The sequence below is a fragment of the Streptomyces sp. NPDC058697 genome (genome assembly GCF_042715345.1).
Classification (GTDB): Bacteria; Actinomycetota; Actinomycetes; order Streptomycetales; family Streptomycetaceae; genus Streptomyces; species Streptomyces liliifuscus.
In genome coordinates this window covers 62,890-77,293 of record NZ_JBHXSU010000010.1, presented here as the reverse complement: position 1 = coordinate 77,293, position 14,404 = coordinate 62,890, and the positions used below count along the sequence as shown (strand labels likewise).

Genomic DNA, 14,404 nt, shown 5'->3' with positions numbered 1-14,404 from the left:
CGTGGGTGACGGCCGGACTGAGGTGTCCGCCGGAGTGACGCCCCGGATGACGGCGACGCCCACGCCAGGGCCGCGCCAACGATCACCGCCACGACCGCGAGCCGATGATCCGGCTACGGCAGGTCCCGGCCGGGTGGGGAGACCGCCATCAACGGCGGGCGGCGCCAGCCGCGGCAGAGAAGACGCCGTCGGCCACGACGAACTCCACGACGGGCGCGTGCGCCGGGTGGTGGTCACGGTGGCCCACCACCCAACGCACGCGCCCGTCGTGAGTACGGGTCAGCCCCAGCTCAGCTCGCCGGTGGCGACCTTGGTGCCCAGATCCAGAGCCACCGCCAGGCCCAGGTCCGGGTAACGCCGGAGCATCGCGGACTTCAGAGCCTCGGAGTCGTCGCCGTGCTTGGCCAACTCCTCCTCGAACTCGGCGAGGTAGGTGCGGGTGAAACCGATCGCCGAAGCGCTGGTGGCGGAGTCGGCGGAACGGTGGCCGGCGACCACGAACCGCGGGGCGAGCCGCTCCATCTCGGCGAGCGTCTCGGCCCAGGCGTGCCGCTCACGCGGCGTAGGGGTGTCGGCGGTCCACACATGCAGGCCGGCGAAGAGCAGGACCCCGCCCACTACCGCGCGGTCCTCGGGCTGCCACAGGTACTCGGTGCGCCAGACCAGGTCGGGGTGGCCGCCGCGCAGCTCGAAGTCGTGACCCTCGATGCTGACGCGGTCTCCTTCCAGCACCTCCGGGACGATCACCTCGGTGGGCATGTTCTTTCCCAGGTGTGCCCAGGTCTTGAGCTTGCCCTGCCAACTGCTCCTGATCCGCTCAACAGTGGTGGCGGTGGCGACGATCCTGACGTCGGGGAACGCTTGGCGGATCACTTCCAGGCCGAAGTAGTAGTCGGGGTCGGCGGTGGTGACCACGACGGTGGTCAGCTCCTTGCCGCTGTCGATGACGTCCGCCAGGACCCGGTGCTGTTCGGCGAGCGTGAACTGGCCGTCGACCAGGAGTGCTTCGCGCTCGCCCGTGATCAGGACGGACGACTTGTTCAGGCCGGTGTCGCCGGCCGTGTGAACGGAATACGTCAGGCTGGACATGGGTGCACTGCCCTTCGATGGTTGTGTGAGGGGTGGTTTCAGGCGGCCGCAGTGGCGGCCATGTGCTGATCCAGGGCGTGGGTGAGCGCGGCTGCCGAAGCGACCGGGCCGCCCAGGCGATCGGTGCCGTGGTCGGTGTGCAGCAGCAGCGTCGGGTAGGCATCGACGCCCAGACGCCGTACCTCGAGGAAGTCGGCCTCCGCCTCGGCACGGGCGGCGGGCGAAGCGAAGGCGGCCGCCACCGCCTCGGCGTCCAGGCTCAGTTCGGCCGCCAGCTCCCGGTACACCCCGGCAGCGGACAGGCTGTGCCCGTCCCGGTACCAGGCACGCTGCATCGCGGCCGCCGCGTCCAGGGCGTTCACGCCTGGCTGACTGCGCAGCGCGACCAGACCGGTGGCGGCATCGGCGGAGTCCATCACCGCGTTTCCGTCCGCCAGCGCGGCCCGGTAACCGTCGCCGAACGTGACACCGGTCAGTTGGGTGATGCGCTCGTTGGCGCCGGCGATGTGCGGGTAGGCCGACACGGGAAGTGCGCGTGCGCCGGTGAACAGACCGCCGGACAGCACTCGTAGTTCGATCCGGTCCGCGTTGGCGGTGGCGAACTCGTGCAAGGCGGGTCCGAAGCCGTAGCACCAGCCGCAGTAGGCGTCGAAGGCGTAGGTCAGCCGAACGCGCTCCACAGAACTCATCACGCTTAGTCCTTTCCGAAATCCGTCACCCGGCTCTCTGTAGCGGTCGGGCCGATACCGTCAAAGCTATGTTCAGAGGCATGTCGTTGCCGGATACGCAGACGACTCTCTATGGTCAAAATCCGACTTCCCTGCGATCCCCTCAGGAGCGAAAGGCAAGATGCCGGGCGGAGTCGGCTGCATGCCATGCGGATGCCGCGCGGATGCCATGCAAAACGCCCGGCCGGAGACGTCCGGCCGGGCGTTTCGTGGTTGCGACGCGGCAGCCCGGCAACCCCACGTCTGCCCTGTCGCTTTGCGGCTAGCGCAGCGTGGTGTTGCCCTCGCCGCCGACGGCGACGGGGGCGTCCTCCACCGGCGTGGCCTCGCCGAGCTCCCAGCCCTCCGGCTCCGCGCCGGGCACCTCGACGACGGACGGCTTCTCGTCCGTGACGGGGCCGTCCTCGACGACCGGGAGGTCTGACAGCTTCTCGGCGGTGCCCGGCTTGACGTCCTTCGGCTGCGGGTTGCCAGGTGCCTCGGAGACCGTGCTGCCGTGGTCCTTGGCGGTGCTGCCGCCGGTCGAAGCCGCAGCGGCAACCCCGCCCGAGGCGAGCAGTACGGCCAGTGCGCCGGCCATCATGGCACCCCGACGACGCGAGATGCTGTTCATACGCATCTTCATGTGATCAACTCCTTGCGCAGGTGGAGGGGAGACAGGGCTACCGGCACGTGTCCGGCCCCGGTTCCCCCGGGATCGAGTACGCGGCAACTCTCGTCCCTGCCCGCTGAAGATCCGCTGAACGTCCTGAAGATCCCCTTCAGCACCTGACGCCTCAGGCCGGTTGCCTGGCGTCGACGTCGTCCTGAGCAGCTGGTCGCAGGCTCAGCTCTGCGCATCCATGAGCGCGGTGGCCGTGAGCCACACGACCGCCTGGTTGAGGCGTTCGGGATGGAGGGAGCACAGGGCATCGAAAAATTCGATCCGGCTCGTTGTCTCCTTCAGGAGCCGGTCCGCGTCACGGATGTACTGCCGCGTTTCCTCGATGGTGTCCGGACTGTCAGGAAGTGCCTTGTTCTTGTGTCCGCAGACGATGTGGCGCGGCGCGAGCCGCTCGACCGCGTCGAGCGCCTGAAGCCACTGTGCACGCCCGCCATCCGCAGATTCGGAGAGGTACACGTGCACGCCGTTGTAGACCACATCGCCGGCGACGACGAGTCCGATCGAGGGGACGTGCAGCACGGTGGTGCCGTCGGTATCACTGTGCCCGACTTCGACGGAGCGCAGAACGTTGCCCTCCAGGAGAAATCCTTGCGGTGGTACGGGCTGTGCGAGCACGGGAGTCGGCGGGATCTGGCCGGGGAACAGGCTGTCCCACTGGGCCTTTCTGAATTCTGCCGAGCTCTGCTGCCGCATGAGACGGATGCTGTCCTCACCGGCGAGTACCACGGCGCCGGGGAAGCGCTCGACCAGAGGGCCGGAGGCAAACCAATGGTCACCGTGGCCATGGGTGATGAAAATGTGTTCGAGGTTCTTGCCCGACCGTTCGACCCAGTCACCCACCCGCTGGGCCTGGCCGATCGTCAGCGGGGGATCGACCAGCACTGCGTTCCTCTCGCCATAGATCAGCGTGGTCGACATCGGCGACCAGGAGAACAGCTCCCCGTTGGGAATGGGGTCCGTGACGCTGGTGGGGATCGGATCGGAGATGAAGACTTCGTACGCCAAATCGGTCTGGGAGACCATCTCGACCACGCCCTTTTCCGTGTGATGGTTGCCTGGTGACACGTTGGTGGCGACGGACGGTTCGACCGTCCCTTCTCACCTGGGGACTCACCTGGGGACCATGACGTCCCAGTGCTCGGCGGCCCGCCCGTCCGCCACCCGGAACAGGTCGTGGAACACGTAGTCGACGCCCGCGAAGACACCCACCGAACGGATGTAGGCGAAGTCCCCCTCGGCGACGACGTCCAGCACGTCGGAGTACGTGAGGGACTGGCCGGCCTTCGCCAACTCACCGAGAGCGGCCGCCAGTCCGCTGACGCCGTCGGCGAAGCGGGGATTGTGCTGGATGTAGGACTCGCCCGCCAGGTAGCGCTCCACGTCGGAGAAGTCGTTGGCGACCAGAATCGTGCGCACCGTCTCTTCCGCCGCCCTGCGCGTGGCGTCCGTATCGGCCGTCGCGTCGACGACGGCGACGCCGTCGACCTGGGTGTGACCGTTGGCCGTCTGTTCCACGATCGACTCCTGGTCGCCCCAGTGGCCGGTGATCTGCCCGTCCTCGATCTTCCAGAGATCGAAGGCTGCGGCCTGGCCGCCTTCGGGGAAGGTGGTCGTGGCATGGGTCACGACGAAGTCCCCCTGCGCCAGCACTCGGTGCACCTGGTTCTTGCGGCCAGTGGTGTCGTCCATGACCGCGAGGACGACCTGCTTGTTGGCTTCGTTGCTCATGACGTTCGCCTCTTGTCGTTCATAAGCGGGGCTTGGCTGCCACTACGGAGTGAGTACAAAATATGTACTCACTACTGGGGCTAACCTAGCACAGTGAGTACTGAATCTGCACCGACACCTCGTGTCTGTTCTGTGACCGACGCGATGGCCGTCGTCGGGGAACGCCATTCGCTGCCGATCGTGCGCGAGCTGGTGTACGGCAACCGGCGCTTCTCCGAGATCGCCGACGCCGTCGGGCTCTCCCGGACGCTGCTGTCCACACGGCTGCGTCGGCTGGAGACGGCCGGCGTCGTGGAGCGGCGGCGCTACAGCGAGCACCCGCCGCGCGACGAATACGTCCTCACGGAGGCGGGCTGGGCCCTGCTGCCCGTGCTCGCCGCCCTCAAGGAGTGGGGCGACACGTACTGCCGGGAGGGTCTCGCCACAGCGGAGTTCCAGCACCGGTGCGGCGCCGTCCTGCACACCCGGGCGGACTGCGCCGCCTGCGGCGAGGAGATCCGCTTCGAGGACCTGACCGTGGTGGGAGGCACACACCCACCTCAGATACGACTCTGAGCCGCCCCGTTCGCGCACCCTCGGAGCCCGGAGCCTCGGGCCGGCCGGCTCCGGGGCCAGAGCCGGGCCGCACGGGCGAAGGGCGGGACGTGCTGCCCGGGAGGCCACCGCCCAGTCCGAGGAAGCCTCGAAGCCGGACCCTGGGACGTTTCTCCCGGATCATTGGAGCTGTCCCGTCCATCGGATCCACCTCTGCCTGGCGCGTGCCTGGGTCCTGGTCCGGGGTGTCGGAGACGCGCGGTCACATCTTCAGTCGCGCGGCCGCGACGTGCTGTGCGGTTGGTCTTGTCTGGCGATGATCAGGAGCAGACGGGCACCCCCGTCGGTGGTCCGAGGTGGTTCGGCGGTGAGCGTGCCCCCGTGGGCGGTCGCGATGTCACGGGCGATGGCGAGGCCCAGGCCCGTGCCGCCTTCGCTGCGGGTACGGGCGTTGTCCAGCCGTGTGAAGCGGTCGAAGACCCTCTCGCGGTCGGGTTCGGGGATGCCGGGACCGTCGTCACTGACCTCGACGGCCAACTCGCGCCCGGTGTGGCGCACTTCCACGGTCACGCTGCTGTGTGCGTGGCGCAGCGCGTTGTCGATGAGGTTCGTGAAGAGGCGGGCGAGTGCCGTGGGGCTGCCCAGGATCGCCTCGTCGGAGTCGGAGGCAGAGTCCGTGACGAGGACGACAGGCTGACGGGGGTAGCGCTCGGCGAGGGTCCTGTGCAAGAGGTCGGTGACGCGCAGGGGTTGGAGTTTCAGGGGCTGGCGGGCGTCCAGTCGGGCCAGGAGCAGCAGATCGGTGACGATCTCTTCCAGACGAGTGGTGTCGCGCAGGGCTTCGTTGCCGACCGCGGTCCATTCGGCCCGGTCGGGACGGGCCAGGGCCAGCTCCAGACGGGCCTTCAGGGTGGTGAGGGGGCCGCGCAGTTCGTGCGAGGCGTCCGAGGTGAAGGTCCGCAAGCGGCCGACGGCACGCTGGAGTTGATCGAGAGTGCCGTTCATCGTCTGCGCCAGCGATGCGACTTCGTCGTTGGAATCGGGGACGGGGACGCGCTGCTGAAGACTGTGGGCGGTGATGTCGGCGAACTCGGCACGGATGTTCTCCACCGGTCGCAGTGCCCGGCCCATGGCGTACCACGCCAGGTAGGCGACCAGCAGGACCAGCAGGGCGGTGGACGGGACCAGAGCCCAGGTCAGCGTGACGACAGCGGTACGCGCGGGAGCCAGGTTGGGGTACGCCTGCACCAGGATCGTCCCCTCAGGCGTGCCCACACTGGCACTGGCACCCTGGTCCGCCGTTGTGGTGGACGATGAGCCGGCGGAAGGCTCGGTGTCCAGGACGACGTCCGGTACGGCGGCCTGTACGTCGGCCGGAGGCACCCCCGAACCGAGTTGGTTGGCCGCCTTTTCGACCTGGTCGCGGGCAGTGTTCTGGGCGGAGTGGACCAGGTTGGCGTGGACGGCGTAGAGCAGGACCACCGAGCAGGCAACGAGCGCGAAACTGGCGACAAGCGCGACGGCGGCGGTGGCACGGCCGCGCACGGTCTGCGGCCACAGGCGCCGGCGGCGTCCGCGGTCAGGCTCCGTCGGAGCGGAGCCGGTAGGCCCCGCCGGGCACGGTTTCGACACTGGCCCGGCCGAAGGGCCGGTCGATTTTCCGTCGAAGAGCACTGACGTAGACCTCCACGATGTTCGGGCCGCCCTCGTACGCGTGGTCCCACACCTGGTCCAGGATGGCGGCCTTGCTGATGGCGATGTCAGGGGTTGCCGCGAGCAGCGCCAGGACGTCGAACTCCCGAGGTGTGAGGGCGATGTCCGTGCCTGCGCGGCGGCAGCGGCGGGCCCCTGCGTCGATCTCCAGGTCCCCGAAGTGCTGGACGATCTGCCGCTCGGGGCGCGCGCGGCGAATCAGGGCGTTCAGCCGTGCCGTGAGGACGACGAAGGAGAAGGGTTTCGTCAGGTAGTCGTCGGCCCCGGTTTCCAGTCCTTCCGCTTCGTCGTACTCACCGTCCTTCGCCGTCAGCATCAGGATGGGGGTGTTGTCGCCGATCGACCGCAGGTGGGCGCACACCTTGTAGCCGTTCAGGCCGGGCATCATGACGTCGAGAATGATCACGTCGTAGTTGTCGGCCGCTGCCCTGGCAAGACCGTCCAGGCCCTCGCTCGCGGCGTCCACCGCGAAACCCTCTGCTCGCAAGCCCTGTTGGAGCAGCTCCACGAGACGGGCGTCGTCGTCCATCACCAGCACACGCATGCCCTCTACCTTGCCCGACCGGTCGCGCCAACCGCTGAAGAGGATCTTCAGCAGCCATTCAGCCTGCGGACCGGACTGCCTGCGAATGGAGTGCGTTCGCCAGCTGTACGCGCGAGTGAATGCCCAGCTCGGCGAAGACCGACCGGACGTGGGTGCCGATCGTGTTGGGCGACAGACCCAGGTCGTCGGCGACGGCTCTGTTGGTGAGCCCGGAGCCGATCGAACGGGCGACCGCCAGCCCGGTACTCCACCGCAGACAGCGAGAAGGCGGCAGGAGTGGCTGCACCTGGCCAGGACGCAGATGCAGCAGAGTCCCGGGAGCGCATGGGTACTCGACGAAGTCGATCAACGCGGTGCCCCTGCCACGGGTGACCAGGGTCAGCTGATGGAAGTCCGGACGGCTGGGCGCCGCCGCGATCGCCGGCACCAGCCGCTCACGCAGCGTCGCAAAGGACAAGACCTCCAGCCCCAGCCGGGGCTGATCCGGATTGTCATAGCTGACGTCGACAACATCCGGGCTTCCGAAACCAGCCATACACCAATCGTCGCAGCCGGCCCTGACCACACCGGCAACGAGCCGGCGGAGCGAACTCCATACCGATGCTCGACCGGCCCAGCCGTCATGGTGACTGGCCGCCTCGTGTCATTGAGGGCCTGGGTCTCTCAGGCGGTGAAGCGGCTTCGAATGTCCGGGCGTTCGGCAAGGTGCTGGGGATAGCCAGGGCCGAGTCGCGGGTGGGTGTCTTCGGCGGTCATCGGTTCCTTGCACGAGGCACAGACGACCTCGGCGTCACCCTGGTGACCGCAGCGGTCGTGGTGGAAGACCACCGGCGGTCCCTGCTCGTCGCTGAGCCAGCGATTGCCCCAGGCGTTCATCGCAGCCAGCACACCGAAGAAGTCGCGGCCCTTCTCGGTGAGCACGTAGTCGTAGCGCACAGGCTCCTGCTGGTAGGCCTGCTTCTCCATCAGGCCCTCATCGACCAGGCGGCGGAGACGGTCGGCCAAGGTGTTGCGAGCGATGCCGAGCTCCTGCTGGAACATGTCGAATCGCTTGATCCCGTAGACGGCTTCCCGCAGGACCAGCGGCGTCCACCAGTCCCCGAGCATGTCCATGGTGCGCGCGACTGAGCACGGCCAGTTCGCGAAAGAGGTCCGCCTCATGGCCCCGAGCATATAGGTCTCAACATAGGACTCACATTTCGGATCTGTGAATCAGTGCGTCGCGTGATTGCTGCCCGAGTGGTGCGCGCATGGGACAGGCCGCCCGGTGCGGTACGGCCAGCCGAAGTTGCCCGACGCGAGCAGTTCGCCTGCTCACCGGGCCGGCTCACGCTCCATGGCACGGACCAGGTCGAGAGCCCTGCCCAGGGTGGTGAGCCGGGCCTCCAGGGTCTCGCCGGCCGGATAGAGGCGAACGATGTCGACGCCGGCGTTCCGCCACACCCGGAGCCGGTCCCGCACCATGTCCTCGGTACCGATGAGCGTGGTGCCGAGGACCATCTCGTCGGTGACCAGTTCGGCCGCACCGTCCCGGTCGCCGGCCTGCCAGCGTTCTCGCACCTCGCCCGCGACCTCGGCCCAACCCTGGCGGCTGTACGCGTTGTTGTAGAAGTTGGTGCTCGCCGAGCCCATGCCTCCCAGGCTGAAGGCCAGTTCCTTCTTCCGGCCGGCCACCATCGCCCCAAGTGCGTCCTCGTCCTCGGCGAAGGCCACCTCGGCGCCCTGGCAGATGTCGAAGTCCGCGCGTGAGCGGCCGGAGGCGGTGAGGCCCGCGTCCAGGTGGTCGAAGTACGCCTCCTTGGCGCCCTCGGGCACGAAACTGGTGCCCAGCCATCCGTCGGCGACCTCGCCGGTCAGTCGCAGCATCTTCGGCGAGAGGGTAGCCAGGTAGATCGGGATGTCGTGCTCGGCACGCATGGACAGGCGCATGGGCTTGGCACCCCCATCGGGCAGCGGGATCTGGAACTCCCGCCCGGTGTAGGAGACCTTCTCCCCCGATACGGCCTGCCGCACGATCTCGACGGTCTCCCGCATACGCGACAACGGCCGGTCGAAGGGAACGCCGTGCAGTCCTTCGACCACCTGCGGGCCGGACGGGCCGAGGCCCAGCAGGAAGCGCCCCTCGGAGATCTGCGACAGGGTGATGGCCGCTCGGGCGATGGCCATCGGCGTGCGGGTGGCGAGCTGGATGATCCCGGAGCCGAGGAGCATGCGGTCCGTCCGGGCGGCGAGATAGCCGAGCGGCGACGGCGCCTCGGAGCCCCAGGCCTCCGCCACCCAGCAGATGTCCATGCCCAGCTTCTCCGCCTCGACGACGAAGTCCACCGTCTCGGGCCAATTGCCCCCGGATGCCTCGATCGTGGTCGACGTACGCATCACACACTCGCCTTTCCGGGCTGCTCCGCAAGCTTCTTGATCGCCGTGAGGGTGTCGCCGATGTTGACCTCGAACTCCCGCATCCGCACGAAGACGATCTTCTGTTCCTTCTCCGGCATGCGGTCGATGGCGACGGAGAGACCGGAGCGGCCCGGTCCCAGCTGCATCCACTGCCGCAACAGCGTCCCGCCGTCCTTGGGTTCGAGGGTGAATCGCCAGACCGCCGAGGGTTGTTCGGGGTCCTCGACCGCCCAGGCGAACACCCTGGGCGGCTCGTACTCCACCACGTGGGAGGTGGTGGCCCATTCCCCGAACGCTTCATGGCTGCTCCGCCCCACGAAGCGGGCCCCCGGCGCGGGTCGTACTCCAGCGTCCAGCCACTCCACCGACTGCAACTCCGTGCTCAAGCTAGGCATCAACTCGATGTCGGAGACCAACTCCCATACCCGTTCCGGTGGGGCCTCGATCCAGATCGGCACCTCGACCGTTGGTTTGTCCTTGTAGCGAGCGCCCGTCCACTCCATGGTCTGGCGGCCTCCTCAATCAGTAGTGCAGGACTGGTGGGCCGATCCGAGAAGACGGTCGGCGAGTACGTCGAGTCGGTGGGCGGCGAGCCGAGCAGTGACCGCCGGGCACGGGCGCGTCTGAGCAGTACGTGAGACCAGTGCTCCCAGGTGAAGCCGATGCCGCCATGGGTCTGCAGGTCGTCGGCCGTCACCGCCTCTACAGCGTCGGCCGCCGCCGCGAGCGCCGTACGTGCCGCCACGTCGGCGTCCGTGTCCTCGGTGTCGAGGGCGTGGGCGGCCGCCTGGACGAGCATCCGGGCGGCGTCGAGCTGTACGGACCGGTCCGCGAGTACGTGCTTGACGGCCTGGAACGATCCGATCGGCCTGCCGAACTGCCTGCGCTGTCCGGCGTACTCCACGCCGCCCTCCAGGGAGCGTCGCCCGGTACCGATGAGTTCGGCCGCCAGCACGGTGAGCATGCGGGCGATCGTGTGCGCGCCGAGCGGACCGAGCGGCAGGGCCCTCGCGCCGGTCAGTCGCAGGCTCGCCATCGGCTCGGTGACGTCGAGTGAGTCCAAAGGGGTTCGCTCGGTGGTCGGTTCGGCCAGTTCCACGAGCACCGGCCGCCGCCGGGCGCCGGCATCGTCGGCGAAGGCGAGGAGCAGGTCGGCGTCGAGGCTGAACGGTACCGCCGCCAGCACGTCGTCCACCGTCATGCCGGTCAGGCTCAGCGAGCCAGCGCGGCGGCCGGGCACCATGTCGGCGGGGAAAGTCTCCCAGGCAGGTACGGCGATGGCGGAACCGTCCACGACCCCGGTCAACGCGGACCGGATCCCGGGACTTTCGGGGTGCTCGACCAGCACTGCGACGACCGCCGTGTGGCGGTGAAGGGAAGGGCAGGTAGGGCCGACCCCACCTGCTCGGCTACGACACACAAGTCCGCAACCTCTCCGCCCGAGCAGTCCGAGTTCGGCGAATGAGGCCTGCAACTCACGGCTAAGGGTCTGAGGGATCGCATCCCATGGCGGAGGAAGAACGTTGTTGCGCGCGTGGGCGGTCAGCAACCGCTGTGCGGTACGGCCCAGTTCGAGCTGTTCGCCGGTCGGCGCTAAGCGCATTGGGCTCCTCCTCACCTCGGGGGGAAAAACCATGGCGCCCAGCATTGACTAGTGAGTCTATCTACGCAACTGTTATGGTCATTCGCTTACGCCCGGACAGCCGACGGCCGCTGACTGCGATGACGGCGTCCTCCTCCCCCTCCGGGGCGGAGCAAAATCTCCAGCCGCAGGCAGTCGTGCCGCGGCCGTATCCACACACCAGCGACCCAGGCGGCGAACCGGACTTTCTCCAGCGGGAGTCGCCGACAGGCCACTGCCGTTCCGGTCCGGCGCTGTCAGCGCGCGCCCTAACCCCAGGCCTGGCACATTCCCTTTCCCCCGGACCGGCGATCCGACCGCACGGTCGATCGCACGGCAACCAGTCCAGCTCTCGCCTACCAGGTCATGCCCCAGGCTCGTTGTCCCGGCCGGCGGCCGCGAGGTGGTCAATCACGCCGGATCCCGCCTGCTATGCCGGTCGGCCTCAGGTTCATGGCCGACCGACATAGCGCGGTGGGATGTCGAGAGGTCAGCTCTTGCCGAGTAGCCGACGCACTTCCTGGACGATCTCTTCGTTGGTGTACGCGTGCCCGCCGATGCCCCAGCCACCGGGAACCGCTTCGGTGAGGGAGACCCACGTGCGCTCGGCGAGGGAAGCATCCCCTGCTGCCGATGCCACCAGTTCCGAGATCTCCTTGACCAGGCCGAGCTGCTGCTCCCTGTCGAGTGCGCCGGCGTTCGTCGTGACGACGACACGCACATGGTCGTTGCTGCCGCCGGCCGTGGAGAAGGCGTCCGCGTCCAATTCGTGGACGAACGCGGCCGTGTTGTCCGTGAAGAACGGGATGGACGGGACCTTCTCCCAACGCATGATCGCCTGAGCCAGCTCCTTGCGGTCCTTGACGATCCCCTTGGCTGCGTAAACGTCGATCATGGGCATGAGATCACCGTATGTCGTCTAGTGGTGGTGTGGGCGGTGGAAGTTGGCGGTGAGGATGTTGGGCTTTCCGCCCTCGATGACGAAGGCGGCGCTGAGGACGTAGAGCTTGTTGCCGCGCAGGGCGAGCGAGGTCGGCCCCTGCAGGCCGTCTTCGCCGGTGAGGATGGTCGAGTGGCTGCCGTTCTCGGGGTGGATCAGCGCGACCTCGTTGGCGGCGTTGAGCGTGCCTACGACGTCGTTGGTGCGGCCGATGAACTCGAAGTCGTCGAGCGACGTGAGCCCCGACGCCTTGGCCTGCGCCGCACCCGCGCTGCCGTCCGGCTTGACCGGCACGCGAAGCAGCCGCCCCTGGTCGAGGTTCGACACCCACACCGCGCCGTTGCGCAGCTTGAGGCCGTTGACGCCGAGCAGGCCGCTCGGCTCGTAGTCCGCGCCGGAGGCCCACGCGGTGGCGGTTCCGCCGGTGATGGGGGCGCGCCAGATGATTCCGCGGGTGGAGTCGGCGATGTAGAGCCGGCCGGTGCGCTCGTCCAGTGCCATGCCGTTGGGGAAGCTCGCCGTACTGAGCGGGATGATGCGCTGGGGCTGGCCGCCGGGCCGGATGCGCCAGATGCCGGTGAGGGAGTCGTCGCCGGCCGCGTATCCGACGTACAGGGTGCCGTCGTCGGTGCGTACCAGTCCGGTGGCGAGACTGAAGCCGAGCGCCGGGGTGTTGACTCCCCCGTCGGCGGGCTGCGGGAGGGAGGCCAGCAGTCGCCGGTGGCCGCCCGGTGTCACCTCCTCCACCTGTGCGGATTGGGCCAGGACGACGTTCAGCTTGCCGTCGGGGGTCACGACCACGTTCTCCGGCTGCTGCCCCGACGCGCGGTCGTACTCGACGAGGATGCGCGGATGGGAGGCGGGGAAGGTGGCGGCGGCCGCCGGCTGCATGGTGAGGGACAGAGCCACCAACCCGGCGATGGCCGCCGAAAGAAGCGTCCGTCTTACGTTCGAAACGCGCATGTTCATTGCTCCTTGCTTGTTGTCAGGTGACGGAGATGTCTGTGAGGTCGATGGAGATCAGGACCGGTTCCTTGAGAGCCCGTCCGTCTTCCTGGGCGGGCACGATGTACCGGTGAGTGGGGAAGACCAGTCCCGATGCCGTGATGTGCTGTTCGATGAAGTGCGCGGCGCACCGTTCTCCTGCCAGGGCTCTACTTCGCCCAGCGCGATGCCCGGGCGGGTGAGCAGGCAGGGGCCGTGAGGTAGTTCCACGTCGCGTATCGCGGGGAGCGGTGCGTTCGGCTACGACTTCGCCGTCCCGCTTCTCGATCGCGACGCGGTCGGGGGGTGAACACCCCGCGCAGTTCCGGGCTCGTGAAGCCCTCGTAGACCAGACGCTGACGCCGTACGTCGACGGTCATTCGGCTTTGGCGAAGATCCCCTCCTGGCCCCGCAGGGGCCACAGCAGCCCGCCCAGGGAGCCTTTGGCGTGGATGGTCTGGGCCTGCTGCCAGCGAGGGGGGTGCGGCCGGTTTACTGGCGCCAGGCCGCGACGAGGTTCTGCACCGGGTCGCCGCCTTCGCCTGCGAGGTAGAGGGCGCGGGCGCTGACCCAGAGAACGGTCGGGCCGAGACGGTCCGGATAGCGGTCGAGCATCGTCTGGAAGAACGCCTCCGGTGTGTCGTACGCGGCCAGTGCGGCCTCGGCGTCGTCGAGGTAGCGGCGGGTCTCGGTGAGGAGGCGCGTGGCGTCATCGTCGAGGTTGTTGTTCTGGTGGCTCGCCACGATGTGGCGTGGTGCCAGTGCCGCGACGGTGTCGATGGCCTTGCGCCAGGGGCCGAAGTCGCCGTCGGCGGACTCGGCGAGGTAGACGTGGACGCCGTTGTAGAGGGCGTCGCCGGCCACCACGAGGTCCAGGTCCGGCACATGCACCACCGCACTGTCGTCGCTGTCCGCGTGCCCCACCTCCACGAGGTCGACGTCGTGGCCTTCGAGGGTGAGGCGGTTGCCGGGCGCCTCGACGGCCGTGACGGGCGACGGGGGGATCTGCCCCGGCCACAGGACGTCCCAGAGGACCTCCCGGGCGTACACGTTGTTGTGCATCTGGGCGATGGCGCCCGCGGTGGCGACCACCTGGGCACCGAAGCGCTCGGCCAGCACCCCGGCGGTGAACCAGTGGTCACCGTGCCCATGGGTGACGGCGATGTGCGTCAGCCGTTTCCCGCTCGCCTCGACCCAGTCACCGACCGCCTGCGCCTGGTCGAGGGTGAGCGGGGGGTCGACGAGTACGGCGTCCTGTGTGCCGTGGATCAGGGTGACGGCGATGGGCTGGAAGGTGCGGGGTTCTCCGTTCGGGAGCGGTCCGGGGCCGGCCATGGGCAGCGGGTCCGCGACGAACACGTCATAGCCGAGGCCGGAGTTGATGCTGGTGTCGCTGTGGGTGGACATGGTGTCTCCTGTCGAACACTGCATGTGGTCTGGTGGTTGGTTGCGTGGTCGGGCG

The 14,404-nt window shown here is 68.4% G+C and carries 16 protein-coding genes; 1 reads left to right on the top strand and 15 read right to left on the bottom strand.

Features of this window, described 5'->3' with window-relative positions; translation table 11 throughout:
• Nucleotides 1-279: 279 nt before the first annotated feature.
• From ACFWXQ_RS23965 to ACFWXQ_RS23945, 5 genes are all read right to left on the bottom strand, one after another.
• Nucleotides 280-1,089, bottom strand: a complete 810-nt coding sequence (locus ACFWXQ_RS23965) for an MBL fold metallo-hydrolase (protein WP_383947715.1) — start codon at nt 1,087-1,089, stop codon at nt 280-282.
• Nucleotides 1,090-1,127: 38 nt separating this feature from the next.
• Nucleotides 1,128-1,778, bottom strand: a complete 651-nt coding sequence (locus tag ACFWXQ_RS23960; RefSeq protein WP_383947712.1) for a DsbA family protein — start codon at nt 1,776-1,778, stop codon at nt 1,128-1,130.
• Nucleotides 1,779-2,079: 301 nt separating this feature from the next.
• Nucleotides 2,080-2,442: a hypothetical protein gene (locus ACFWXQ_RS23955; RefSeq protein ID WP_383947709.1), complete on the bottom strand. Its 363-nt coding sequence runs from the start codon at nt 2,440-2,442 to the stop codon at nt 2,080-2,082.
• 201 nt (nt 2,443-2,643) lie between these two features.
• Entirely contained in the window at nt 2,644-3,504 is an 861-nt protein-coding gene (locus ACFWXQ_RS23950) for an MBL fold metallo-hydrolase (protein ID WP_383947717.1), read from the bottom strand.
• Nucleotides 3,505-3,591: 87 nt separating this feature from the next.
• The gene (locus ACFWXQ_RS23945) at nt 3,592-4,209 is read right to left on the bottom strand and encodes a nuclear transport factor 2 family protein (RefSeq protein ID WP_383947706.1); all 618 of its coding nucleotides are present in this window, start codon (nt 4,207-4,209) and stop codon (nt 3,592-3,594) included.
• Nucleotides 4,210-4,341: 132 nt separating this feature from the next.
• On the opposite strand from ACFWXQ_RS23945, the gene ACFWXQ_RS23940 reads away from it, so the two are divergent.
• Complete coding sequence (locus ACFWXQ_RS23940) at nt 4,342-4,764, top strand: winged helix-turn-helix transcriptional regulator (RefSeq protein ID WP_383947703.1); 423 nt, start codon at nt 4,342-4,344, stop codon at nt 4,762-4,764.
• 249 nt (nt 4,765-5,013) lie between these two features.
• Here the strand turns inward: ACFWXQ_RS23940 and ACFWXQ_RS23935 are convergent, their stop codons facing one another.
• From ACFWXQ_RS23935 to ACFWXQ_RS23890, 10 genes are all read right to left on the bottom strand, one after another.
• Nucleotides 5,014-6,288 carry an ATP-binding protein gene (locus tag ACFWXQ_RS23935; RefSeq protein WP_383947700.1) on the bottom strand — a complete coding sequence of 425 codons (1,275 nt, stop codon included), beginning with the start codon at nt 6,286-6,288 and terminating at the stop codon, nt 5,014-5,016.
• A gap of 34 nt (nt 6,289-6,322) precedes the next feature.
• Complete coding sequence (locus ACFWXQ_RS23930) at nt 6,323-7,000, bottom strand: response regulator transcription factor (protein ID WP_383947697.1); 678 nt, start codon at nt 6,998-7,000, stop codon at nt 6,323-6,325.
• Between the two features lie 58 nt (nt 7,001-7,058).
• Entirely contained in the window at nt 7,059-7,535 is a 477-nt protein-coding gene (locus ACFWXQ_RS23925; protein WP_383947694.1) for a LuxR C-terminal-related transcriptional regulator, read from the bottom strand.
• Between the two features lie 128 nt (nt 7,536-7,663).
• Nucleotides 7,664-8,161: a winged helix-turn-helix transcriptional regulator gene (locus tag ACFWXQ_RS23920; protein WP_383947691.1), complete on the bottom strand. Its 498-nt coding sequence runs from the start codon at nt 8,159-8,161 to the stop codon at nt 7,664-7,666.
• A 153-nt stretch (nt 8,162-8,314) separates the two neighbouring features.
• On the bottom strand, nt 8,315-9,376 hold the full coding sequence (locus tag ACFWXQ_RS23915; RefSeq protein ID WP_383947688.1) for an LLM class flavin-dependent oxidoreductase: 1,062 nt from the start codon (nt 9,374-9,376) through the stop codon (nt 8,315-8,317).
• Complete coding sequence (locus ACFWXQ_RS23910) at nt 9,376-9,900, bottom strand: SRPBCC family protein (protein WP_383947685.1); 525 nt, start codon at nt 9,898-9,900, stop codon at nt 9,376-9,378. The genes ACFWXQ_RS23915 and ACFWXQ_RS23910 overlap by 1 nt, the downstream gene beginning before the upstream one ends.
• A complete protein-coding gene (locus tag ACFWXQ_RS23905) occupies nt 9,792-10,703 on the bottom strand; it encodes an acyl-CoA dehydrogenase family protein (RefSeq protein ID WP_383947683.1) in 912 nt (303 codons plus the stop codon). The genes ACFWXQ_RS23910 and ACFWXQ_RS23905 overlap by 109 nt, the downstream gene beginning before the upstream one ends.
• 805 nt (nt 10,704-11,508) lie before the next feature.
• Nucleotides 11,509-11,919: a 4-oxalocrotonate tautomerase family protein gene (locus ACFWXQ_RS23900; protein ID WP_383947681.1), complete on the bottom strand. Its 411-nt coding sequence runs from the start codon at nt 11,917-11,919 to the stop codon at nt 11,509-11,511.
• A gap of 18 nt (nt 11,920-11,937) precedes the next feature.
• The gene (locus ACFWXQ_RS23895; protein WP_383947678.1) at nt 11,938-12,921 is read right to left on the bottom strand and encodes an SMP-30/gluconolactonase/LRE family protein; all 984 of its coding nucleotides are present in this window, start codon (nt 12,919-12,921) and stop codon (nt 11,938-11,940) included.
• 513 nt (nt 12,922-13,434) lie between these two features.
• Nucleotides 13,435-14,349 (bottom strand): MBL fold metallo-hydrolase, encoded by a 915-nt coding sequence (locus tag ACFWXQ_RS23890; RefSeq protein WP_383947676.1) that lies wholly within the window; start codon nt 14,347-14,349, stop codon nt 13,435-13,437.
• Between the last annotated feature and the right edge of the window lie 55 nt (nt 14,350-14,404).